This window comes from Enterococcus sp. DIV2402, assembly GCF_017426705.2.
Classification (GTDB): Bacteria; Bacillota; Bacilli; order Lactobacillales; family Enterococcaceae; genus Enterococcus_F; species Enterococcus_F lowellii.
Map to the genome: position 1 here is coordinate 1763820 of NZ_CP147251.1, position 24091 is coordinate 1787910.

A 24091-nucleotide genomic window follows, 5' to 3' on the forward strand; every position below is an offset into this window, starting at 1 on the left:
TTGGAAATCATGTTGTTCGGTTTTATGAAATGACGGATAATGCTATAATTGAGAGGATTGATAAAGAAAGGATGTTTGTCGAATGTCATCCAAAGAAAGACTATTAAATGGAATGAATCCCAAACAAAAAGAAGCGGTTGTCTGCACAGAAGGACCGCTCTTATTAATGGCTGGTGCCGGAAGTGGAAAAACGCGTGTGCTAACACATCGCATTGCGTATTTAATTGAAGAAAAAGGAATGAATCCTTGGAATATTTTAGCCATTACCTTTACCAATAAAGCAGCCAAAGAGATGAAAGAACGTGTGAAAGATTTATTAGGTAGAGAAGGCGAAGATGTCTGGGTATCAACCTTTCACTCAATGTGCGTCCGAATTTTACGACGTGACGTTGATCATATTGGCTACTCCCGCAATTTTACTATTATTGACTCATCAGAACAATTAACCTTGATGAAACGAGTATTAAAAGAGTTAAATATTGATCCGAAAAAATATGACCCTCGTTCTATTTTAGGGGCAATCTCGAATGCAAAAAATGCGTTACAAACCCCTGCTGATTATCAAGATTTACAAGGTGATTTTTTTGAGCAAATTGTTGGTCGCTGTTATGAAGTGTATCAAAAAGAATTACGTCAAAATCAATGTATGGACTTTGACGATTTAATTATGAACACCATTCGTTTATTCAGAGAAAATCCAGATGCGTTAGCCTTTTATCAAAATAAATTCCAATATATTCATGTAGATGAATATCAAGATACCAACCATGCGCAATATACTTTAGTTAATATGCTAGCAGCGCGGTTTAAAAATTTGTGTGTTGTCGGTGATGCCGATCAAAGTATCTATGGTTGGCGTGGCGCTGATATGCAAAATATTTTGGACTTTGAAAAAGACTATCCAGAAGCTGAAGTCATTTTGCTAGAACAAAACTACCGCTCAACAAAAACAATTTTAGAAGCAGCGAACCAAGTCATTCAAAATAATCGCAATCGTCGCGATAAAAATTTATGGACAGAAAATCATGAAGGACCACGTATCAAATATTATCGTGGACAAACAGAACGTGATGAAGGACAGTTTGTTATACGCGAAATACAAAATCAAATTGCCAATGAAGGCCGCGATTATGGCGATTTTGCAGTGCTGTATCGGACGAATGCCCAATCTCGTGCTGTCGAAGATATTTTGGTTAAATCTAACATTCCTTATACGATGGTGGGAGGACATAAATTCTACGATCGGAAAGAAATTAAAGATATTTTAGCCTATCTAAGTGCCATTGCAAATCCGGATGATTCACTTAGCTTAGAGCGAATTATTAATGTGCCAAAACGAGGCGTTGGACCAGGTTCTTTAGACAAATTGCGTCAATTTGCTGAATTACATGGGTTTCCATTATTAGAAGCTGCCCAAAATATTGAATTGAGTACTGTTACTGGAAAAGCAGCTAAGGAACTTGGTAAGTTCGGCCAAATTATGGCAGAATTTCATCAAATGATTCCATATTTAACCATTACTGAATTAACTGAAGAAGTTTTAGAGAAAAGTGGCTATAAGGATGAATTACGTATTCAAAATACATTGGAATCACAAGCTCGTTTAGAAAATTTGGAAGAATTCTTAACAGTTACCAAAGAATTTGATAAACAATACGAAAATCGTTCTGAAGAAGAAGGCGATGCACCAGAAGATAAGTTATCTATTTTCTTAAACGATTTAGCATTATTTTCAGATTTAGATAATTATGAAGAAGAAACAACGCAAGTGACTTTAATGACCTTGCATGCGGCAAAAGGTTTAGAATTTCCTGTGGTATTTTTAGTCGGAATGGAAGAAAATTTATTCCCGCTTTCTCGTTCATTAATGGAAGAAAGTGAATTAGAAGAAGAGCGTCGTTTGGCTTATGTGGGCATTACTCGAGCGGAAGAGAAGCTTTACTTCACCAACGCATTTTCGCGTACCTTATATGGCCGTACCCAATACAATCAGCCTTCTCGCTTTGTAGCAGAAATTGAATCAGATTTAGTGGAGGGGACAAGTGCACGAGCAGCCCAACCTGTTCAAACAAATGGCTCTCGAGGAACATTTAATCCGAAAGTATTTAAACCTGTGTATCAGCAAGCTCAACCAACTAAACCAGCTGTTTCTACGAAAAAAGAAACCGGTGGCGATGCGGGAAATTGGAAAGCTGGCGATAAGGTTAGTCATAAAAAATGGGGAACTGGAACTGTTGTGCGTGTGAGCGGTACTGCAAAAGACATGGAATTAGACGTGGCATTTGCACAGCAAGGAGTAAAACGTTTATTGGCGGCATTTGCCCCAATTGAAAAAATATAAGTAAAGGAGCACAATTAAATGGCAGAGTCTTTAGTTGCGCAAAGAATGGACGAATTAAAAACACAATTAAATCAATATGCATATGAATATTACGTGAAAGATCAACCCACTATCGAGGATCACTTATATGATGCTCTTTATCGAGAATTAGTTGAATTAGAAGCTCAACATCCTGAGTTAGTCACAGAAGACTCCCCCACACAACGAGTTGGTGGAATTGTTTTAGAAGGATTTGAAAAAGCAGTTCACGATATTCCATTGTATAGTTTAAATGATGTGTTTAGTAAAGAAGAAATTTTAGCCTTTGACCAACGTGTTCAAAAAGCTGTTGGTCATCCTGTTACTTATACATGTGAATTGAAAATCGATGGTTTGTCTATTTCATTACGTTATGAAGAGGGCAAATTTGTGCGCGGTGCTACTCGTGGTGATGGTAGCGTTGGAGAGAACATTACGGAAAATTTAAAAACAGTAAAATCGATTCCGATGACATTACGCGAACCAATCACACTGGAAGTTCGTGGAGAATGTTATATGCCCAAAGCTTCCTTTTTACGTTTAAATCAAGAGCGTGAAGAAGCAGGTCTGGATGTTTTTGCCAATCCACGTAATGCGGCTGCCGGAAGTTTGCGTCAATTGGATTCTGGTGTAACAGCGAAACGTAATTTAAGTACTTTTTTATATGCTGTAGCCGATGTTGCGCCACTGGAAGCAGAAACGCAACACGACATGTTAGCGGAATTAGATCAACTGGGCTTTCGTATTAATACAGAGAGTCGTTTATGTCAAACAATTGATGAGGTTTGGGCGTACATTGAAGAACTACACGAACATCGGACCGAACTACCTTACGAGATTGATGGCGTGGTTATTAAAGTCAATGACTTCCATTTACAAGAAGAATTAGGCTTTACGGTTAAAGCACCGCGTTGGGCTGCTGCGTATAAGTTTCCACCAGAAGAAGCCCAAACAATCATTGAAGATATTGAATGGACAATCGGTCGAACAGGAGTTGTGACGCCAACTGCAGTAATGACTCCGGTTCGTGTAGCAGGTACGACGGTTAGTCGAGCAAGTTTGCATAATAGTGATTACATTGAAATGAAAGATATTCGGTTGCGTGATACGGTCATTATTTATAAAGCAGGCGATATTATTCCGGAAGTGGCACAAGTCGTTTTGGATAAGCGACCAGAAGACAGTGAACCTTATCCAATCCCAAGTCATTGTCCAATTTGTGACAGTGAATTAATTCATTTAGATGAAGAAGTGGCATTGCGTTGTATCAATCCTAAATGTCCTGCTCAAATCAAAGAAGGGTTAAGTCATTTTGTTTCGCGAAATGCGATGAACATTGAAGGCTTAGGTCCTCGCGTATTAGCGCAAATGTTTGACAAAGAATTAGTCCAAGATGTGGCTGACTTGTACTTTTTAAAAGAAGAAGACTTATTGACTTTAGATAAAATCAAAGAAAAATCAGCAAATAACATCTTGTCGGCAATTGAAGCAAGTAAGACCAATTCAGCCGAGCGTTTAGTTTTTGGTTTAGGCATTCGACATGTTGGCTCGAAAGCTGCCAAAATTTTAATGGAACATTTTGAAACCCTTCGAAAATTAAGTCAAGCCAATGAAGAAGAAATTTTGAACTTGCATAGTATGGGAAGTACCATTGCCGATAGCGTCGTAACCTACTTTGAAAATAATGAAGTTCACGAATTGTTGAACGAATTGGAAGCTGCAGGTGTTAATTTTGATTATTTAGGTCGAACAACGAGTCAAATAGCTGCAGTAGAATCACCATTTAAAGATAAAACAGTTGTTTTGACAGGAAAACTAACAACATACACCCGTCAAGATGCCAAAGAAAAAATCGAGAATCTTGGTGGAAAAGTGACTGGTAGTGTGTCAAAGAAAACAGATATTGTCGTTGCAGGTGAAGAAGCAGGAAGCAAATTAACAAAAGCTGAAAGTTTAGGTGTCACCGTCTGGAATGAAGCCCAAATGATTGAAGCAATTGAAGGAAGTAGTTCAAGAGAGGCATAGTCGATTGCGAGTAGTTTGACCATTCAATTGGCTAATCTTTTAAGAGTAGGATGCAAATGTTGACAACTCAACCAAATTCCCAATATTATAGATAAAGCAGAAATGACCATTCTAAATGAAGCGATAACTTTCCTCAGTGAAATTAGTTGGATTTACTGAGGAAAATTGAACTGTTTTTGCGTAGAGAAAAAATAAATCAGTTTATATGTTTTCAATTAAACAGAAAACATTCATGATAGTTATTTATTGATTTTCAATAAAGTGATACAATACAGTGAAAACAACATGCTTAATGGAAGCATGGAAACTAAAAGGAGGACATTATGGCGATTAGTGAAGAACAAGTAAAACATGTTGCCAAGTTAGCAAAATTATCTTTTTCAGATGATGAGCTACAAGACTTTACCGTACAATTAGGAAAAATTATTGATATGGTGGAAACATTAGGAGAAGTGGATACAGAAGGCGTGCCATTTACTTCAAATGTTGTAGATACAATCAACGTATTGAGAAAAGATGAAGCAGCTGAAGGTTGGAATCGCGATGAGTTAATGCGCAATGTTCCAGAATCAGAAAATGGCTTTATTAAAGTGCCTGCAATCATCGACAATGGGGAGGCAGGAGCATAATGACAAAATTATACGATAAAAGTCTAGAAGAATTACATTCTCTATTGGTTTCTAAAGAAATCACTGCAACCGACTTAACACAAGCGACATTAGATCGTATTAAAGAAACAGAATCTCAAGTTGACTCATTTATTACAATCAGCGAAGAAAAAGCATTAGAATTAGCAAAAGCGATTGATTTAAAAGGCGTATCAGAAGAAGCGATTTTAGCTGGTATTCCAATCGGGATTAAAGATAATATTGTAACTCGCGATATTTTAACAACAGCGGCTTCTAAAATGCTTTATAATTTCGATCCAATTTATGATGCAACGGTTATGGATAAAGTGTATCAAGCAGATATGATTCCAGTTGGTAAATTAAACATGGATGAATTTGCCATGGGCGGAAGTTCAGAAACTTCTTACTTCAAGAAAACTAAAAACGCTTGGGATCATACCAAAGTTCCTGGTGGCTCATCAGGCGGTTCCGCAGCAGCCGTTGCTTCTGGTCAAGTTCCTGTGGCTTTAGGAACAGATACAGGAGGTTCTATTCGCCAACCCGCTTCATTTAATGGAATCGTTGGTATGAAGCCAACGTATGGTCGTGTTTCACGTTTTGGTTTAATCGCTTTTGCCTCTTCATTAGACCAAATTGGTCCATTGACTCGTAATGTTAAAGATAACGCCTTAGCATTGAACGCTATTAGTGGTTATGATCCAAAAGATGGTACTTCAGCTGGGGTTAGTGTTCCTGATTTTACAGCTGGCTTAACTGGCGATATCAAAGGAATGAAAATTGCTTTACCAAAAGAATATTTAGGTGAAGGTGTAGATGCTGATGTAAAAGCGGCCATCCTTAAAGCTGCAGATACTTTCCGCGAATTAGGAGCAACCGTTGAAGAAGTGAGTTTACCACATTCAAAATATGGGGTAGCCGTGTACTACATTATTGCCTCTTCGGAAGCAAGTTCAAACTTACAACGCTTTGATGGTATTCGTTATGGATACCGCTCAGAAAATGTTAATAGCTTAGATGATGTTTATGTAAACTCTCGTAGTGAAGGTTTTGGCACGGAAGTAAAACGTCGTATCATGTTGGGAACATTCTCATTAAGTGCTGGTTATTATGATGCTTACTTCAAAAAAGCAGGTCAAGTGCGTACGTTGATCAAACAAGATTTCGATAAAGTCTTTGCTGATTATGATTTAATCATGGGCCCATCATCACCAAACGTTGCGTATGGTATTGGTGAAAACATTAATGACCCAATTAAAATGTACATGAGTGATATTTTAACGATTCCAGTAAACTTAGCTGGTTTACCAGGAATGTCATTACCAGCTGGTTTCTCAGAAGGTTTACCAATTGGTCTACAATTAATCGGTAAACATTTTGATGAAAACACGATGTATAAAGCAGCGTATGCCTTTGAGCAAGCGACTGATTTCCATACAAAAAAACCAGTGATTTTAGGAGGAAATAGCTAATGAACTTCGAAACAGTCATTGGGCTTGAAGTCCACGTAGAATTAAAAACAAACTCAAAAATTTTCTCTCCTGCTCCAGCACATTTTGGAGCAGAACCAAATAGCAATACCCACATCGTTGACTGGGGTTATCCAGGTGTATTACCTGTAATGAATAAAACTGCATTAGAATTTGGAATGAAAGCAGCCCTGGCATTAAACTGTGAAATCTCAAAAGATACCCATTTTGACCGTAAAAATTACTTCTATCCAGATAATCCCAAAGCGTACCAAATTTCTCAATTTGATCAACCAATTGGACATGACGGTTGGATTGAAATTGAAGTAGAAGGCAAAAAGAAAAAAATCCGTATCGAACGTGTGCATTTAGAAGAAGATGCGGGAAAAAACATGCACGGAATTGGTGGTTATTCTCACGTTGATTTAAACCGTCAAGGAACACCATTAATTGAGATTGTTTCTGAAGCAGATATGCGTTCTCCAGAGGAAGCCTATGCATATTTAGAAGCATTACGTTCAATCATCTTATTTACAGAAGTATCTGATGTGAAGATGGAAGAAGGTTCAATGCGTTGTGATGCGAATATCTCTTTACGCCCTTATGGACAAGAAGAATTTGGAACAAAAACAGAGTTGAAAAACTTAAACTCAATGAACTTTGTTAAAAAAGGACTAGCATTTGAAGAAAAACGCCAAGCAAAAGTATTACTTTCGGGTGGCGAAATTCAACAAGAAACACGCCGTTTTGATGAAACAACGAACAAAACTGCTTTAATGCGTGTGAAAGAAGGTTCTTCAGATTATCGTTACTTCCCAGAACCAGATATTCCTCGTTTTGCGATTGATGACGAATGGATTGAACGTGTACGTGAAACATTACCAGAAATGCCACAATCTCGTCGTGCGCGTTATATGAACGATTTAGGTTTACCAGAATACGATGCCATGGTCTTGACATTAACAAAAGAAATGTCTGATTTCTTTGATCAAACTGTTGCAGCTGGAGCAGATGCGAAACAAGCATCTAACTGGTTAATGGGTGAAGTTTCCGCTTATTTAAATAGTGAAAAACTAGAATTAGCCGAAACAAAATTAACACCAAGTAATTTAGCAGGTATGATTACACTAGTCGCAGATGGAACAATTAGTTCTAAAATTGCGAAGAAAGTCTTCCGCGAATTGATTACAAATGGTGGCGAGGCAAAAGAAGTTGTTGAAGCAAAAGGTTTAGTTCAATTATCAGATCCTGCACAATTACTACCAATCATTAATGAAGTATTAGACAACAACCAACAATCTGTTGATGACTTTAAAAATGGAAAAGATCGTGCAGTTGGTTTCTTAGTCGGTCAAATTATGAAAGCAACCAAAGGGCAAGCAAACCCAGGCGTTGTTAATAAATTGTTAAAAGAAGAATTAACAAAACGATAAGAGGGAATGTTATGAAAAGAGCACGCGTCATTTATAACCCCACTTCAGGAAAAGAATTGGTAAAAAAAAGTCTAGCAGATATATTAGATGTTTTAGAAAAAGCTGGTTATGAGGCAAGTGCATTTGCAACAACCCCCACTCCATTTTCTGCTAGAGACGAAGCAAGAAGAGCTGGAGAAGCTGGTTTTGATTTAGTTGTTGCTGCTGGAGGAGATGGGACCATTAACGAGGTCGTTAATGGAATCGCTCCTTTGGAAAAACGTCCCAAAATGGCGATTATTCCTGGAGGCACGACGAATGATTACGCCCGAGCGTTAAAGATACCAAGAGACAATATTAAAGCTGCGACAGAAGTTATCTTAAAAAAACAGACAGTTAAAATGGATATTGGAAAGACACCAAACTCGTATTTTATTAATATCGCAGCTGGTGGTCACTTGACTGAACTGACTTATGATGTTCCTTCTGAGCTAAAAAGTATTTTTGGCTATTTAGCGTATTTAGCTAAAGGTGCCGAATTATTACCACGTATTAAACCAATTAATATGCATTTTAAATACGATACTGGTGAATACAATGGCAATGCGTCTATGTTTTTCCTTGGCTTAACGAATTCTGTGGGTGGTTTTGAACAAATTGTTCCAGATGCAAAATTAGATGATGGTAAATTTTCATTAATTATTGTTAAAACAGCAAATATTTTTGAAATTGTTCATCTAGTGGGTTTAATGTTGAATAAAGGGAAACACGTCAATGATCCCAGAATTATTTATACCAAGACATCGTATTTAGAAGTTTCAACCTCTGATACGGATGAAAGACTAATGATTAATTTGGATGGTGAGTATGGTGGCGATGCGCCAATGCAATTTGAAAACTTACATCAGCATATTGAATTTTATGCAAATGTCGATCAAATTCCAGATGAATCTGTCACTGGGACCATTGATCCATTTGATGTGATTAGCAAAGAATTAATTCTTGAAGTTGAACGTTTGAACGACGAAGATATTGACGGTGATGGCCAGATCGCAGATGAAAAAGAATAGATTATTTACCTTTAAAACTAGAACGTTTTTGAGAATGTTCTAGTTTTTTAAGGTTATTAGTAAGTGTAGAAAAGCTTAAACATTAAGGAGAAAAAGAATGAAACAATATCCAGTAACGAAAAATCAACAAATCGAAGCAACAATCATCGATTTATCACATGAAGGAATGGGCATCGCAAAAGTTGATGGCTATCCTATTTTTATTGAAAATGCCTTGCTAGAAGAAGAAGTGCGAGTAAAAATTTTAAAAGTTGGCAATAAATTTGGTTTTGGTAAAGTCATGGAAATTTTAAAACCTAGTCCAGATCGTCAAACAGTTGAAAATGAGGATTTGCTACGAACAGGGATTGCGCCATTAAGTCATTTACGTTATGAAAAACAATTAGAATTTAAACAACAACAAGTCCAAAATGTTTTAATTAAAGTTGCTAAAATGCCTGAAATTAATGTTTTACCAACTTTAGGAATGGAAGCACCTTATGCTTATCGCAATAAAGCGCAAATTCCAGTTCGGAAAATCGATGGTCAATTAGCTACAGGTTTTTATCGTAAAAACAGTCATCAATTAGTTCCAATCGAAGACTTTTTTATTCAAGACCCAGCAATTGATGCGGCAATAGTTACTGTCCGCAACATTTTACAACGTTTCAATATCAAAGCGTATAACGAAGAATTTAACGAAGGTTTTATGCGACATATCGTAATTCGTCGTGGTCATTATTCTCATGAAATGATGGTTGTTTTAGTAACGCGAAAAGCTAAATTCTTTAAAGGAAAAGAAATCGCTCAAGTCATTCATGACGAATTACCAGAAGTTGTTTCAGTTATCCAAAATGTCAATGAAGAAAAAACAAACGTGATTTTAGGTAAAGAAGAAAAAGTCTTATTTGGAAAAGGGCATATTGAAGATGAATTATTAGGGAAAAAATTCCAGATTTCTGCTAAATCTTTCTACCAAGTAAACACGAAACAAACAGAAGTTCTTTACCAAAAAGCAATTGAATTAGCTGATTTACAAGCAACAGATGTAGTGATTGACGCTTATGCTGGAATCGGCACCATTGGTTTATCAATTGCCGATAAAGTAGACCACGTGTATGGAATGGAAACAATTAGCGAAGCAGTCGATGATGCACGTGATAATGCCAAATTAAATGACATTGACAATGCAACCTATCTAGTTGGACGTGCAGAAAAAGTGATGCCACAATGGGCAAAAGAAGACATCGCACCAAATGTCATCTTTGTAGATCCACCACGCAAAGGCTTAGATCAAACCTTCATCCAAGCAGCTTGCGATATGAAACCAGAAAAAATCGTTTATATCTCTTGTAACCCAGCTACAATGGCGCGTGATTTAACACACTTTGCAGAATTAGGTTATACGACTGATACCGTACAACCGGTAGATTTATTCCCTCAAACGACGCATGTGGAGACTGTTATATTGCTACAAAAGAAAAATTCTTAGAAATCCTTAGTTTCAAGCTGTTTGAGCCAACATGTCTTATTTAGCTCAAAAGGAGATAAAATACGAAATAAAGTAGTTATTGATCATTATGAGGTTTCTGTTCTAATTGAAATAGAGTGCGGGGACATGTTGAATAAACTACTAGAATAAAAGTTAATATTATTTCTGAGGAGAACGTTCTTTATGGCGTTCTTCTTTTTTATAACAAACTTTAAAAATTTTATTTGAACAGTTACGTTTTTTTGCAATAGAAAGGGCTGAATTTGATGAGTATTTTTCAGTTTACAGAAGAGTATAATCAACGACAACCACCAGATAAAAAAAGTGAGGGTGCTATCCAACGGTTTAGAAAAAATAAAATGAAAATTTAACGTATGAAGCAAGAGGCTTACTTGTGAGTCTAGCATCTTATCCAGAAAATTTTAAAGTCTATAAATGTGAATTGTATAAACGATCTAAAAAGAATAGTCGTAGAAAGATAGACAATGCCTGGGAAGAATTAGTCAATGAAGGAGTTGTTCTCCAATTTAGAAAGCGAAAAAAACGAGCTTTGTTTTCTCGTATATTTTTACAATGGAACAGTTTACTAAAAATGATCTCCTTTCGATTCTAGAGGAAGAGGAAGCATTGCATTACCATCAAATATCTGACAGACTGTTTATGACTACGTGCGAGAAAACTAACGAAATCGTCTAATGGAGAAATGCACAAGGGTTTATAGTATATGGGAATTATGAAATGGGGAAAGAAAAATAATTCCCCGATGTTGTTGTGGGGCGGGTAAAGAAGCTCAATCTATTTAGCCTTTTTATTCAAAGATTGATTTTATTTAATCAATCTTAAAGCCAATCGGGTATGTAGTTGATTCAAATATTTTTATTTGAATCAATATATTATAAAGCGCTTCCGTTTGCTTGAAGCTATTTACTCTTCTATTCTTAAAGAAGACAGATTAGAATAAAAATATACTCGATGTGATAAAAATATTTCTGACACAATGTTCAATCAGTATACTATACGAACTGATTCATCATGATGTAGGGCAAAATCATCCTTGATAAATCCGGAGTGTTATCTGGAAAAGACCTCTGGATGAACATTATTCTTTGGCTGGAAACAACTTTGAAATTCGTAAAGGAACGAAAGAGGGTGAGTTAGCAATGTCAAAGGAGCTAATAAGGAGGTCGTTGGATCCACTCTTTTGACAAAAGAAGATGCCGAAACAGGAAAAGAGGCACAAGGAAAAGCCATCTTGAGTGGCGCTGAATATGCTTTACTCTATGAAGATGGCATACCTGTTAAATGGACAGATGCCTCCCAACCCATTTTAACGATTGGGTCTAAAAAGGAAAGCGATAAAATTATTGTGCACTTGGATAAAGAAAATTTACGTGCAGGAATAGAAAACCTGCCCCTTGGGAAATATGTATGGAAAGAAACCAAAGCGCAGGAAGGTTATCAAAAAGGCAAGGAAATTCCATTTGAGATTATGTACAAGAATCAACAGACAGAAGTGATTACTACGAACCAAACATCAAAAGAAAAAGTTATTAAGTTTACCCTTCAAGGATTTAAGTATGTGCAATCAAAGCCGAAAAATACTCATGCTGGCTACAATGGGATTGAATTTTCACTAATGCCTATAGATGATACCAATGGAAAAGCTCAAGCAACAACTCAAACGAATCCAAATGGAAGATGGGGATGGGGCATTTTCTGAGGTGGCCATATGATGATTACGTTCTAAGTGAAGTGACTGCAACGGATGGCTATAAAAAAAATAAAGATTTATTTATTGAATCGAACTATGATGCAGAAACGGATGCCTATCGCTTTAACATTACTGAAGATGGGTAAAAAGAATCGCTTAAAACAATCACTGTCCCTGCGGATGAGATTCATGAAGGATCAAATATTGTTTCGTTAAGTAAGTTGTAGTTACAAAATAATTTAGTCAAAGTACCTTTGATTCGCACACTGGCAACAGTCAATGGGGAAAAACCGTTTGAACTTTCAAAAGAAATCCCGATGCAAGATAAAATTTCTCTTTCTAATCTTTATGAAAGAGAATCGTATACGAATAAAATCAAATTATGGCGCATTCAAAAGGACGACTCGCTCTCAAATTGATTCTGTTGGCAAAAGTTTTTTTGAAAATATAGATAAGGCTGACCAATTAATTATACAAAGAGTAGGCTAACTTGCTGAAAAACACCATGTCTCACACGTTCAAATCGCCCTTGCATGGGACTAAACAAAGAAGAAGTGACGTCTCCTATCATTGAAGTGACTAGAGTAGAACAGCTTGAAGATTCTATAAAAGCATTAAATATAAGTTTGGAACCAGAAGATATTGTGTATGTAGAGCAATCTTATGAATCTCATAATATCGTAGGGTTCGAATAACTTTAAAAGGATTGCTACTTTTGACTATTAGCAATCCTTTTTTCTGTAATTCACAAATAACTTTTCACCTTTAGATAACTTCCAATTGTACTTTTCAATTTATTTGAAATACTCACTTTTTCATAAGTAACTTACTTATCGTATTTGTTTTTCCTGGTATAGCTTTTTTATGGGGATGGGTATTTTATTTATAACAAACGAAAAAGAAATACTAAATGAAATAGGGAGAAGCAGCCAATGTTATTTTCTAAAAGTAAAAAATAAAAGGCGACTATCAATATAAGACTTATTTCTTTTTTGAGATGAAATCTGACTAATTAAAATTTTTCAATACGACTGTAAATCAAATACTCAAACTCTTCAAAGGTCCGGCAATTACGTACTTCCTGAATTGTTGAATGGTTATTGAATAAAGAAATCAACGATTCATATAAAACTCGAAAAGTCTGTTTATCGGCTTTATTGATAGCTAGTAGAAGAACTAAGTGTACCGTATTTTTCCCCCATCGAAAACCTTCCTTTGAAATTGCCACACTGATGCTTGTTTTGAATGCATCCATCTGGACAGAATGTGGAATAGCAATGTTTTGAAAAGCCGTAGTAGCTGCTTCTTCTCGACGATAAATTTGTTTTTCAAAGCTTGCGTCTACATAACCTTTCACTTCTAATTTATCACATAAAAAAGTTAAAATTTGATTCCTATTTGTCATTTTTGTATTTGCTACAAAAAGATCTTTTTCAAAAAAAGTATGAAAATATTCTTTTAATTTATAATTCTTATAACTTTTTTGATTTTCTATGAGCGCTTCTTGAATCATTTCGTATTGATTGTGTACATCAAATGGAGAAATATATACAATAGTCTGTTTTTTTAAAGGTGAAATTGGAATAGTCGAAAAAATCATCATGTAGTCAGAACCGTTAAATTCAGATTCAAATGTATGCAGCTCTTTTTCGGAATGAACGCTGCGAATAATATTTATTTGATTACCAAAATCTAACATCAGTGTGTTCAATAAATTTGTACTGATCGAATGATAGTCAGGACATAGTAAAACAGCTGGTATTTTGGATTTGTTTTTATGTTGGCGCTCAATTTCTGCGCCTATGTGCATGGCTAAAAAAGCGGTCTCATCTTCACTGATGTACGTATCGTAAGCATCCATCAAATCTAAGCTAATAGAGATAGCCATATCAAAAATGATAGGGCTATTATTTTTGATTTGTTCAGCCATTGGGTTAGTAGTAAATTTTTTGTTTTTAGCTCGAAATAATAACCCCTTGATGTGCAGTGCAAAAGGCAGTATAAAGTCATCACTGGACAAATCAATCATATAAAGTGTATTAATTTTTTCAACACAGTGCTGTGTACGTGTGAAAATTTCCGATCCTACGAGGTCCAGAACGTCCTGTGTTGAATTTGTCAGAGAGTAATTTGCATTGGCGCGAAATAAAATATATAACTCTGTTTGTTCATAAGAATTAAAAACAACATCAAAAGATTTTTCAATATAATTATAGATGTCATCAAGTAGTTCTTGTTCGCTAGTATTTAGCATAGGAGTGACGTATTCAGTGGACTCTAGTGCATTTCCTTGTTGTTTTCGATTAATCATAATCACCAAGTGAAACAATAGATTAGAAGAAGCGAAATCGTTTAAGTAATAATTGTGTTTTTTAAAGGTTTCAATAATAATTTTATATAAAGTATCCGTATCAAACTCAGGGAAAGCAGCTTTGATTTGTGTGATGCCAGTAAAATTTTCTTTTGATTCTTCGTTAATTACATAGCTGATTAATTTTCGCTTATCTTTTTCCTCTCCTAACATCTTGACACAATCGTTTTCTGAGATGAATTGAACATGGTACATTTTATACATATTATTCATTTTTGAGAGGACAGATTTCATTGTAGAATAACTGATACAAAGGTATTCACATAAATCAAATAGATGCAAGGTAACAGAAGGTTTTAAAATTAAACATTTGATAATATAAAAGGAACGTTCTTCATTTGTTTGCGGAATTTGATCTGTTTCAGTTGTCGATAAAAATTGTCTATGTGTGATGTTGACTGTATAGCCGTTTCTCGAAGAAAGAATTATTTTATTATTAGAAGTAGAATTGATTTGTGCGACATAGTTTTTAATACTTCTAGTAGAAACCCCTAAAGCATTAGACAATTCAGTACTGGTTACTGTTCGATTTGCAGAAGCTAGATAGTGCAGTAATTTTTGATGTTTTTCATTCATTGTCTTAGATGTCTTCCTCCCCTAGTTTTCTCTAACTATAGTTAGAGACTAGAAGAGTTGTCAAGTTTGATAATTGCCCCTTAAAGTGAAAGTTAGTATTTTTCTTTCTTCACTTTAAGGGGTAAATTTTGTTTTCTTTTCTTTCACTATAAAGGGCAAAAGTGAAGTTGAGAAAGCTCTTTCAAATTGTTTATAGTTTAGCTATCACAAAGGAGGAATTTATCATGTCAAATCTAAAAATACTTTTATGTTGCGGAGCAGGAATGTCCAGTGGCTTTCTAGCTAGCAATGCAAGAAAAGCTGCTAAAAAAAGAAAGTTAACTGCAAGTATCGAAGCGAGAAGTTATTCGGAAGTCAATGATTATTTAAGCTCTATCAGTATTTTAATGATTGGCCCACATTATGCCAGTGAGTTAGCAAAATATGAAGAATTAGCCAAACCTTACAATGTTCCGGTGGTCGTTATTCCTCAAGATGTATATGCTCAGTTGAATGGTGAAAAATTATTAGACATTGCACTTGAAAAATTAGCAAAACAAGAAAAATAAATCGTCCGTAGCTAACGAAGAACAAGTATTTCAAATTTTATTTAAAAAGGATGTTTTTTATGAAAAAATTTATGCATTGGCTTACCACCTCGTTTGCTCCTTCGATGAACAAACTTTTTTCTAGACCTTGGCTAGCAGCGCTTTCTAGTAGTATGCAGAAAATTATTCCTTTCATTTTAACTGGATCACTGATTTATTTTTATAATGTATTTGTTTCCTTTTTCCCACAATTACCAGATTTATCTCCAATCGTTAATTTTAGTTTTGGCTTAATCTCACTGATTGTTGCTTTTATGATGGCCAATCAATGTATGGAAAAGCTAAACCATCCCTTCTATATTACCAATGCGGGATTGACCGCCGCTTGTGTCTTAATGATGGCCGTAGTTCCTCAGGGAGAAAATGCGGATAGTTTATCTGCTTTTTTGGGGAATTTAGGTCCTTCCGGAATTGCAGTGGGAATGGTTGCAGGTCTTTTTGTGTCTGTCGTTTTTCATCTATGGGGAAAATTAGAATTTATGAAAGAAAGCAGTATTCCTGATTTTGTTACAGGTTGGATCAATACTATCGTTCCTAATCTAATTTCTTTGGGAATTACGATGATTTTAGTCAACGTATTGAAGATTAATGTGTTTGAAGTGATTCTATCAGCATTTAAACCAGTAGCAGCTATTGGACAAACGCTGCCAGGCTTTATTTTGATTTGTCTAGTTCCAGCATTTTTCTATACGATGGGCATTTCCAGTTGGCTATTTGGAGCAGTAACTACACCAATATTTTTGGCAGGAATTCAAGAGAATATTGACACCGTAGCAGTCGGCGGAGTAGCAGCCAATATTGTAACTAGTGAATCTGTCTTTACTTTAGCCTTTGTTACAATGGGCGGTATGTGTGCTACTTTAGGGTTAAACCTATTAATGTGTTTTTCAAAATCTACACAATTGAAAACATTAGGACGCGTGTTTTTAGCACCATCTATTTTCAATATCAATGAGCCCGTCATGTTTGGTGCGCCAGTTGTTTTCAACCCATTACTGATGCTGCCTTCGTGGATCAATTCTGTTGTCGGTGCTGTCTATGTGTGGGTTTTAATGAGTACAGGATTATTGAATATTCCTTCTAAAATGATCCAAGTTGGACAGGTTCCTGCGCCCATTTCAAGTGTCATGGTTACAGAAGACTTTAGAGCAATTCTTTGGTGGGTAATCCTATTTGTTATTTACCTAATCATTTGGTATCCGTTCTTCAAAGCTTATGAAAAAGAAAAATTAGCTGAAGAGGCACAAGAAGCACAAGAGACAACTATTTAAGAAATATTCAATGAGAAGAGGACACACATATGAGTGAACAAGAAGAAAATGAATTGATCTCTGTCGCAATGAAAATTATTATTCATGCAGGAGATGCACGAAATCAACTAGTAGAAGCATTAAATTTTGCTAAACAATTTGATTTTTTCGCTGCAGAAAATCTGATTCAAAAAGCTGAACAAAACATTGTATTGGCACATAAAGCTCAGACATCGGTCATTCAAGAAGAGGCGAGTGGCCATAGTTTTGATATTTCATTGCTTTTTATTCACGCGCAAGATACATTGATGACTATCAATTCTGAGTTGAGAATGACAAAAGAAATGATTGATATTTTAAAAATAGTGAAAGGAGAACAAATTTAATATGAAGAAAGAGTTTCCAAAAAACTTTTTATGGGGGGCCGCCACAAGTGCGTATCAAGTAGAAGGAGCTGCTCTGTTAGATGGAAAAAAAGCTTCTCAGCAAGATGTAATTAATGCACAGAGTTATGAAGAAAAAGGATTTGCGACAGCAGATATAGCTAGTGATCACTACCATCACTACAAAGAAGATGTGGCTTTAATGAAAGAGATGGGATTTACTTCGTATCGTTTTTCCATAGCTTGGTCAAGAGTCTTTCCTGATGGAACAGGAGAGGTGAATGAAAAAGGAATTCAATTCTATCGCAACCTGATTGACGAACTTTTAAAAAACAAAATTGAACCAATTGTAACCTTGTACCATTACGATTTACCTTGGACATTAGTTGAGAAATATAATGGTTGGGTCGATCGACAAGTCGTAGCAGACTTTGAAAATTATGCTCGATATATTATTAATGAATTTAAAAATAAAGTAAAATACTGGACAACAATCAATGAGCAAAGCATTATTGTTCAATATTGGACACAGAAATGTTACATCCCAAAAGAACTTCAAAATAAAAACCAATTGCGTTACCAAATTAATCATCATATGAACTTAGCACATGCTGTGGCTTGCAAGCTTGTTCATGAATTGGTCCCTAATGGATTAGTTGGAGCTGCGTTAGGCTATGCGCCAGTTTATCCGCTTACGTCAAAACCTGAAGATGTGATGGCAGCGTTGAATGCCCATGATTTGAGAAATTCTTACTATTTAGATATTTATTTTAAAGGTGAATATACAAAATCTGCGTTGATCTATTTAGAAAAACATGGTTTAGCACCTATTATTGAAGCAGGGGATATGGAACTGATCAAAGAAGGATATTCTGATTTCCTAGCATTAAATTATTATGCTAGTGAGTGTGCTAAAGCATGTCCAAAAAATTCGGACAAAGAACTTCGCTATAGTGGAGTGAATCTTTCTGGCAAAAAAGGAGAAATTTCTGGTTTTGAAACACATCCGGGATTTTATGAGATGTGCAAAAACCCCAATTTGGATACGACAGATTGGGATTGGGCTATCGACCCAATAGGAATGGAGTATATTTTCAGAGATATTTACACACGTTACAATAAACCATTAATGATTACAGAGAATGGTTTAGGTGCATTTGACGAACTTACAAAGGATGGGAAAATACATGACAGTTATCGTATCGACTATCTACGCGAGCATATAGCTGCTATGTACCGTGCAATTGATTATGGTGTCGAAATTTTAGCTTATTGTCCGTGGTCAGCATTAGATCTGCTTTCAACAAGTAATGGTGTGAAGAAACGCTATGGCTTTATTTATGTAAATCGTACAGATGATGACCCTAAAGAATGCGAAAGAATTCGAAAAGATTCTTTTTATTGGTATCAAAAAGTCATTCGGACAAATGGTGCAGAGTTGACTTGATAAGAAATTATTTAAGGAGGAGCATATGAGTATAAAAGGATTTCCAGAGAATTTTTTATGGGGTGGCGCAGTAGCTGCTTGTCAAATTGAAGGAGCATATGATGTAGATGGCCGCGGTTTATCTACTTCAGATATTCATGTTATGATCCAGCAATTAATCGAAAAAATATTGAGAAAGAAGGTGGGGGGACGTTGGCAGGAATCCAACGTGCTGTTGCAGATACAGAAAGCTATTTTCCTAAGCGCTCTGGCATTGATTTTTACCATACGTATAAAGAAGATCTAGCTTTAATGAAAGAAATGGGATTAAAAGCTTTTCGCACAAGTATTTCTTGGTCGCGTATTTTTCCAAATGGAGATGAAGAAATACCTAACGAAGCAGGTTTGAAATTTTATGATGATTTAATTAATGAAATCATTAAAAATGGCATGGAACCTATTTTAACAATGAGTCATTACGATATGCCGTTGCATTTAGTTACAGAATATGGCGGCTTTGCAAATCGAAAAGTCATTGATTTTTTTGTTCACTATGCAAGAATCCTTCTTGAACGTTATAAAGGAAAAGTGAACTATTGGATTATTTGTAATCAAGTAAATCTGGTTCCTGTTGTACAATTTGGTAGTTTGGGAATCTATGACGACCAGACTGAGAATATGGAAGAATTAATGTATCAAGCCGTACACAATCAATTTGTAGCTGGCGCAAAGGTGGTTCAACTGGGTAAAGAAATTGATCCCAATGTACAGTTAGGAACTATGGTGGCTGATGGTACCTTTTATCCAGCTACATGCAAACCCGAAGACGTTGTGCTGACTATGAAGAAAAATCGCATGCAATACTATTTTACAGATGTACAGCTACGAGGAAAATATCCACAGTTTGCCTTACGTTATTTTGAAGAAAATGGGATCACCTTACCGATTCAAGAAGACGATTTAACTATTTTGGAGAATAATACTATGGATTTTCTAGCTATTTCATATTATTATACCCGTATTGTTGATTCAACAAAAAATACAATTGCACCGTTTGATGGTGAGCAAAATCCTTTCTTAAAACCAACCCCTTGGGAGTGGCGGGCAGATCCACTGGGATTTTATAATTGCCTTTCTCAATATTGGGATCGTTACGAGGTGCCACTCATGATTGCTGAAAATGGTCTGGGTGCTATTGATCAAGTAGAAGCAGATGACTCGATTCATGATGAATATCGAATTGAATACCTGAGACAGCACATTAAACAGTTGAAAGAATGCGTAAAAGACGGCGTTGACGTATTGGCTTACCTAAGTTGGGGTCCTATTGATATTGTTAGTTCTTCGAGTGCTGAAATGAGTAAACGCTATGGTTATATCTACGTAGATTTAGACGATCTTGGGCAGGGAAGCGGTCGTCGTTTGAAAAAAGATTCTTTTTATTGGTATCAGAAAGTAATCGAAACAAACGGAAAAAAATTATAATAAGATTTTTTATTCAAAATAACAACAGCTGATTATTAGGTATTTCTAATGATTAGCTGTTTTTTATGAAGTGAATCAAGTATTCAAAATGAGTAATAGTATTGAAAAATTGTCAAATTAATTAAACACAATGGTGTGGAGAATGGAAAGAATTTCTCTAATGGACAAAACTGTTATTTTTGTTAGGCGAAGCTACTTCGGTTATAGTAAAAAAAACTTATGAAATTGAGAACGGTCTATTGTTTCATAAAGAAATAGAAAATTAAAGTATGACACTCTCGAAAAATAGGGATTGGAGATGAAACGTACCAATTCTTTTTTGATGAAGACTAGACAAAATGAAGCAATTCATTCATACTAGGAAAAATGAAATTATCAACGTTAGAGGAGAATTGAAGATACGAGTGAGAAAGAATTATTTGAAAAACGTTGGCAGTTAGCGACAGCCGAGCAAAGAAAAAGATACCAAGGCTTATTAGAAAAATATCGTCATATTTTTTCTTCGTTAATGCCGTAAAGAAAAAGCTTCAAGACCGATTTAAAGAATAATTTTTTACGATACGAATTGTAGTCCTGAATGACTCGTTTTGAGTAAACAGAAAGATTTTCTAAATTTATGGCAGAAAACCATTTATTAAAAGCTGAATTTATTTTATACTTATCCATACATTGGTCCTTTGTATTGGTCTTGGATAAGTCATCCAAGTGCTAGTATAAAGGATTTTTTTGTGTCATGGAATAGAGGAAGATTTTAATGCAACACTAGTGAAAAAGCTGTAACATAATTTTTTTAACAGTAACCCAAGGGATAAACAATATTTCGATTAAGAGTGTGTTGGAAATTCAAATTGTATAGCGAGTTTTAGTAAAGATTTTTTAGTTTGATTCTGTTATGTTACAGATGTTTTATTTACGAAACTAAATATGTTAACCCCAGCATGGAGTAAAGATAATCAATATTTTTACTCCATGCTTTTTTATTGCAAAAAACTATTTGAATTTAGAATAAGGGTTAAGAAATGCATTTTTGTTTATTTATGCATAGGGTTGAAAGTGTTCTCATTTCCCACTACAATAAATGAACAAAGGGAGGGAAACGATGAGTCACTTAGAAGATAAAATATTGTTTTTTGCAAAAGACAAATGTGAGGAAATCACGATCGAAGATTTAGAGCCTGCTTTTTTTACAACAACTGATTTAGAAAAGAACTTTGCTATTAGTCGAACACAAGCAAGTCGTGCTGCAAATAAATTAGTGAGTCAACAGCTTCTTTTTAAAATCAATACTCGTCCGGTTCTTTTTTCTTTTGTCGGAATTTTTGAAGAAAAGTACATGATTTCTGTTAAACCAGAATATGAAAGTTTGTTTCAGTTGCAACAAGAAATCCTAGAATTGCCTAGTGAAACAATTTTTGAAAAGATGATTGGATATGACGGTAGTTTATCTGAAGCAATCGAGCAATTGAAAACAGCAGTTTATTATCCGGAGAATGGACTGCCAATCATGTTGATGGGAGAGACAGGGGTTGGTAAGAGTTACTTTGTGCAGATTATGTACGAATATATTGTTAAAAGTAGTTTGCTAAATGAAAATGCCCCCTTTATCACACTTAATTGTGCGCAATATTATAATAATCCAGAATTGTTATCAGGTTTGTTATTTGGTTATGCAAAGGGGGCATTTACAGGCGCTTATGAAAATCGGAAAGGTTTATTGGAGGAAGCTGATAAGGGGTTACTATTTTTAGACGAAGTTCATCGGTTGAATGCCGAAGGACAGGAAAAGCTGTTTACATTTATGGACAAAGGAACCTTTTCAAGGATTGGTGAAACGAAGAATCGAAGTGCAAAAGTCCGTTTAGTATTTGCTACGACAGAAAAAACAGATGTATTTTTACAAACATTTTTAAGAAGAATTCCGATTCAAATCTATATTCCGACAATCAATGAACGAAGTATTTTGGAAAAGCGCCAAATTATTGAGTACTTGTTCAAAAAGGAAAGTGGAATGATTCAAAAGTCAATTGAGATTACCCCACGTGTCATGAATATCTTGTTGCAAACTATCTATACGGGAAATATTGGTGAATTGGAAAATACAATCAAATATGCTTGTGGTAGTGCCATATCGCAAAGCAGTTCAGAAGAAACTATCCAAATCAAAATTCGGGATATTCCTCAAAAAATTTATGCCGCGATTGAGGAGCAACATTTATTGGTCAATGTGGAGGGTGAAAATTTATTCTTTTCAAAAGAAGGAAAAGTAACAGAAACTTCTAATGCAGTTAAAGAACTACAAAAATTTATTCAGCACCTAAATATTATACTTGACCAATTTCAACAGCAAACTCATTATGAAATAAAGCAACAGTTATATCAGCAAGCAGTAAAGTTTATGGATGAACTGATTTTTCAAGAAATGCAGACGAATCAGGTGGCACTGGAAAAATTTATTTTATCTACCATGCAAGATATTTTTAGAGAAATCGAGCATCAAACAAAATTTCAATATGATGGCAATGTTGTTCTGTTCCTGTCCCATTACATTTATAGTTACGTATTAAAAGGAGTCAATATTGTCAAAGCGATTGATCCAGAATTGCTGCTATTTGTTCAAAGAAATTATAAATTAGAAATGAATGCTCTTATTAAACTATTACCAGAAATTGAAAAAAGATTAGATATTGTGTTTACTAAAGCAGATCGAGTATTGTTTGCTCTCTTTTTTGCAACGTTGAAAAATACTAGTAAAGGGATGGAGTTAGATGCGATCATTCTTGCACATGGATATGCAACAGCCAGCAGTATTGCCAATGTATGCAATCGAATGTTAGGCGAAGTGACATTTGCAGGAATCGATATGCCGATTGAGGCCACGATCCATGACATCTCGGAAAAAGTTGAATCGTATATTGAAAGTAATCAGGTGGATCAAGGCTTGATCTTGATGATTGATATGGGATCATTGAATATGATTTATGAGGAATTGAAACAAAGCGTGACAGTCCCGATTCTATTCATTGATCAACTAAGCACACCAATGGCTTTGGAAGTTGGTAATTTGATGCAGCAAGGTAAATCTTTGGTCGAAATCGCAGAAAGTATGCAAGAGGTCATTATGCCGAATGTGCATATTTTTCAACCAGAGCAAAGTAAACGAAAAGCGGTCATCACGACATGTTTTTCTGGTTTAGGAATTGCCATTCAAATTCAAAAATTGCTTTATGATTGTTTGGAAGGAATTTTAGATATTGATATCATTCCTATTGAGTTCAATGAATTGAGAGCAAAAGGAATCACAGATGCTTTAAAAACGAAATATGATGTTTTGTCGATCATCGGGACGAATAATTTACAACTTCCAAAGGTAAAATTTCTGTATCTAGAAGAAATTATTTCTGGTGATGGAAAACTGAATAGACTCTTTGAAAATATGTTGTCAGAGCAGGAAATACGAGAGGTTAACAATCGGCTTGTAAAGAATTTCTCACTGATACGAGTGATTGATTCGTTAACGATTCTAGATACGAAAAAAATCATGGAGTTAGTTGAAACCTGCATTCATGCATTGGAAGAGCGTCTTGATTTAACATTATCAAATGCACGCAAAGTAGCGATGTTTGTACATGTCAGCTGCATGGTGGAACGTTTGATTCGTCACTCAGAGATTACAGAATTTCCTGAATTAGAACAATTTTCTTTTGAGCATCAGAAAGAAATTCGTGTGATACAAGATGTGTTTAGTGTGCTAGAACCTGTATATAGTGTGACAGTTCCTCTAGAAGAAATTTGTTATATCCATAATATTCTGTATTTTGATTAGCGTGTCACTAGTTGGCACGCTTTTTGCTTTTATTTATATAAAGGAGG

The 24091-nt window shown here is 35.3% G+C and carries 16 protein-coding genes and 1 pseudogene; 16 read left to right on the plus strand and 1 reads right to left on the minus strand.

Annotation, left to right across the window (positions count from 1 at the left end):
- Positions 1 to 82: 82 nt before the first annotated feature.
- From pcrA to DOK78_RS15765, 10 genes are all read left to right on the plus strand, one after another.
- Positions 83 to 2341, plus strand: a complete 2259-nt coding sequence (pcrA, locus tag DOK78_RS08555) for a DNA helicase PcrA (protein WP_207940748.1) — start codon at positions 83 to 85, stop codon at positions 2339 to 2341.
- Positions 2342 to 2359: 18 nt separating this feature from the next.
- Entirely contained in the window at positions 2360 to 4384 is a 2025-nt protein-coding gene (gene ligA / locus DOK78_RS08560) for an NAD-dependent DNA ligase LigA (RefSeq protein WP_207940747.1), read from the plus strand.
- A 323-nt stretch (positions 4385 to 4707) separates the two neighbouring features.
- Positions 4708 to 5013 carry an Asp-tRNA(Asn)/Glu-tRNA(Gln) amidotransferase subunit GatC gene (gene gatC / locus DOK78_RS08565; RefSeq protein ID WP_207940746.1) on the plus strand — a complete coding sequence of 102 codons (306 nt, stop codon included), beginning with the start codon at positions 4708 to 4710 and terminating at the stop codon, positions 5011 to 5013.
- Positions 5013 to 6482 (plus strand): Asp-tRNA(Asn)/Glu-tRNA(Gln) amidotransferase subunit GatA, encoded by a 1470-nt coding sequence (gene gatA / locus DOK78_RS08570; RefSeq protein WP_207940745.1) that lies wholly within the window; start codon positions 5013 to 5015, stop codon positions 6480 to 6482. The genes gatC and gatA overlap by 1 nt, the downstream gene beginning before the upstream one ends.
- Positions 6482 to 7912: an Asp-tRNA(Asn)/Glu-tRNA(Gln) amidotransferase subunit GatB gene (gatB, locus tag DOK78_RS08575; RefSeq protein WP_207940744.1), complete on the plus strand. Its 1431-nt coding sequence runs from the start codon at positions 6482 to 6484 to the stop codon at positions 7910 to 7912. Before gatA ends, gatB begins: the two co-directional genes overlap by 1 nt.
- Positions 7913 to 7923: 11 nt before the next feature.
- Positions 7924 to 8961 carry a diacylglycerol kinase gene (locus DOK78_RS08580; protein ID WP_207940743.1) on the plus strand — a complete coding sequence of 346 codons (1038 nt, stop codon included), beginning with the start codon at positions 7924 to 7926 and terminating at the stop codon, positions 8959 to 8961.
- Between the two features lie 97 nt (positions 8962 to 9058).
- Positions 9059 to 10432 carry a 23S rRNA (uracil(1939)-C(5))-methyltransferase RlmD gene (rlmD, locus tag DOK78_RS08585; RefSeq protein ID WP_207940742.1) on the plus strand — a complete coding sequence of 458 codons (1374 nt, stop codon included), beginning with the start codon at positions 9059 to 9061 and terminating at the stop codon, positions 10430 to 10432.
- A gap of 1201 nt (positions 10433 to 11633) precedes the next feature.
- Positions 11634 to 12152, plus strand: coding sequence for a prealbumin-like fold domain-containing protein (locus tag DOK78_RS08590; protein WP_207940741.1), 519 nt, complete (start codon positions 11634 to 11636; stop codon positions 12150 to 12152).
- A complete protein-coding gene (locus tag DOK78_RS08595; RefSeq protein WP_207940740.1) occupies positions 12137 to 12289 on the plus strand; it encodes a hypothetical protein in 153 nt (50 codons plus the stop codon). Before DOK78_RS08590 ends, DOK78_RS08595 begins: the two co-directional genes overlap by 16 nt.
- Before the next feature lie 108 nt (positions 12290 to 12397).
- Complete coding sequence (locus DOK78_RS15765) at positions 12398 to 12562, plus strand: hypothetical protein (RefSeq protein WP_422389677.1); 165 nt, start codon at positions 12398 to 12400, stop codon at positions 12560 to 12562.
- Between the two features lie 593 nt (positions 12563 to 13155).
- Here the strand turns inward: DOK78_RS15765 and DOK78_RS08600 are convergent.
- The gene (locus DOK78_RS08600; RefSeq protein WP_207940739.1) at positions 13156 to 15090 is read right to left on the minus strand and encodes a BglG family transcription antiterminator; all 1935 of its coding nucleotides are present in this window, start codon (positions 15088 to 15090) and stop codon (positions 13156 to 13158) included.
- A gap of 224 nt (positions 15091 to 15314) precedes the next feature.
- On the opposite strand from DOK78_RS08600, the gene DOK78_RS08605 reads away from it, so the two are divergent.
- The 6 genes and pseudogenes from DOK78_RS08605 to DOK78_RS08630 all read left to right on the plus strand — a co-directional run bounded on the left by DOK78_RS08605 (position 15315) and on the right by DOK78_RS08630 (position 24044).
- Positions 15315 to 15638: a PTS sugar transporter subunit IIB gene (locus DOK78_RS08605; protein ID WP_207940738.1), complete on the plus strand. Its 324-nt coding sequence runs from the start codon at positions 15315 to 15317 to the stop codon at positions 15636 to 15638.
- A 59-nt stretch (positions 15639 to 15697) separates the two neighbouring features.
- Positions 15698 to 16948: a PTS sugar transporter subunit IIC gene (locus DOK78_RS08610; RefSeq protein ID WP_207940737.1), complete on the plus strand. Its 1251-nt coding sequence runs from the start codon at positions 15698 to 15700 to the stop codon at positions 16946 to 16948.
- A gap of 29 nt (positions 16949 to 16977) precedes the next feature.
- A complete protein-coding gene (locus DOK78_RS08615; protein ID WP_207940736.1) occupies positions 16978 to 17313 on the plus strand; it encodes a PTS lactose/cellobiose transporter subunit IIA in 336 nt (111 codons plus the stop codon).
- Between the two features lies 1 nt (position 17314).
- The gene (locus DOK78_RS08620; protein ID WP_207940735.1) at positions 17315 to 18757 is read left to right on the plus strand and encodes a glycoside hydrolase family 1 protein; all 1443 of its coding nucleotides are present in this window, start codon (positions 17315 to 17317) and stop codon (positions 18755 to 18757) included.
- 25 nt (positions 18758 to 18782) lie between these two features.
- Positions 18783 to 20221 (plus strand): annotated as a pseudogene (locus DOK78_RS08625) (glycoside hydrolase family 1 protein).
- Between the two features lie 1099 nt (positions 20222 to 21320).
- Complete coding sequence (locus DOK78_RS08630) at positions 21321 to 24044, plus strand: sigma 54-interacting transcriptional regulator (protein ID WP_207940734.1); 2724 nt, start codon at positions 21321 to 21323, stop codon at positions 24042 to 24044.
- Positions 24045 to 24091: the final 47 nt, after the last annotated feature.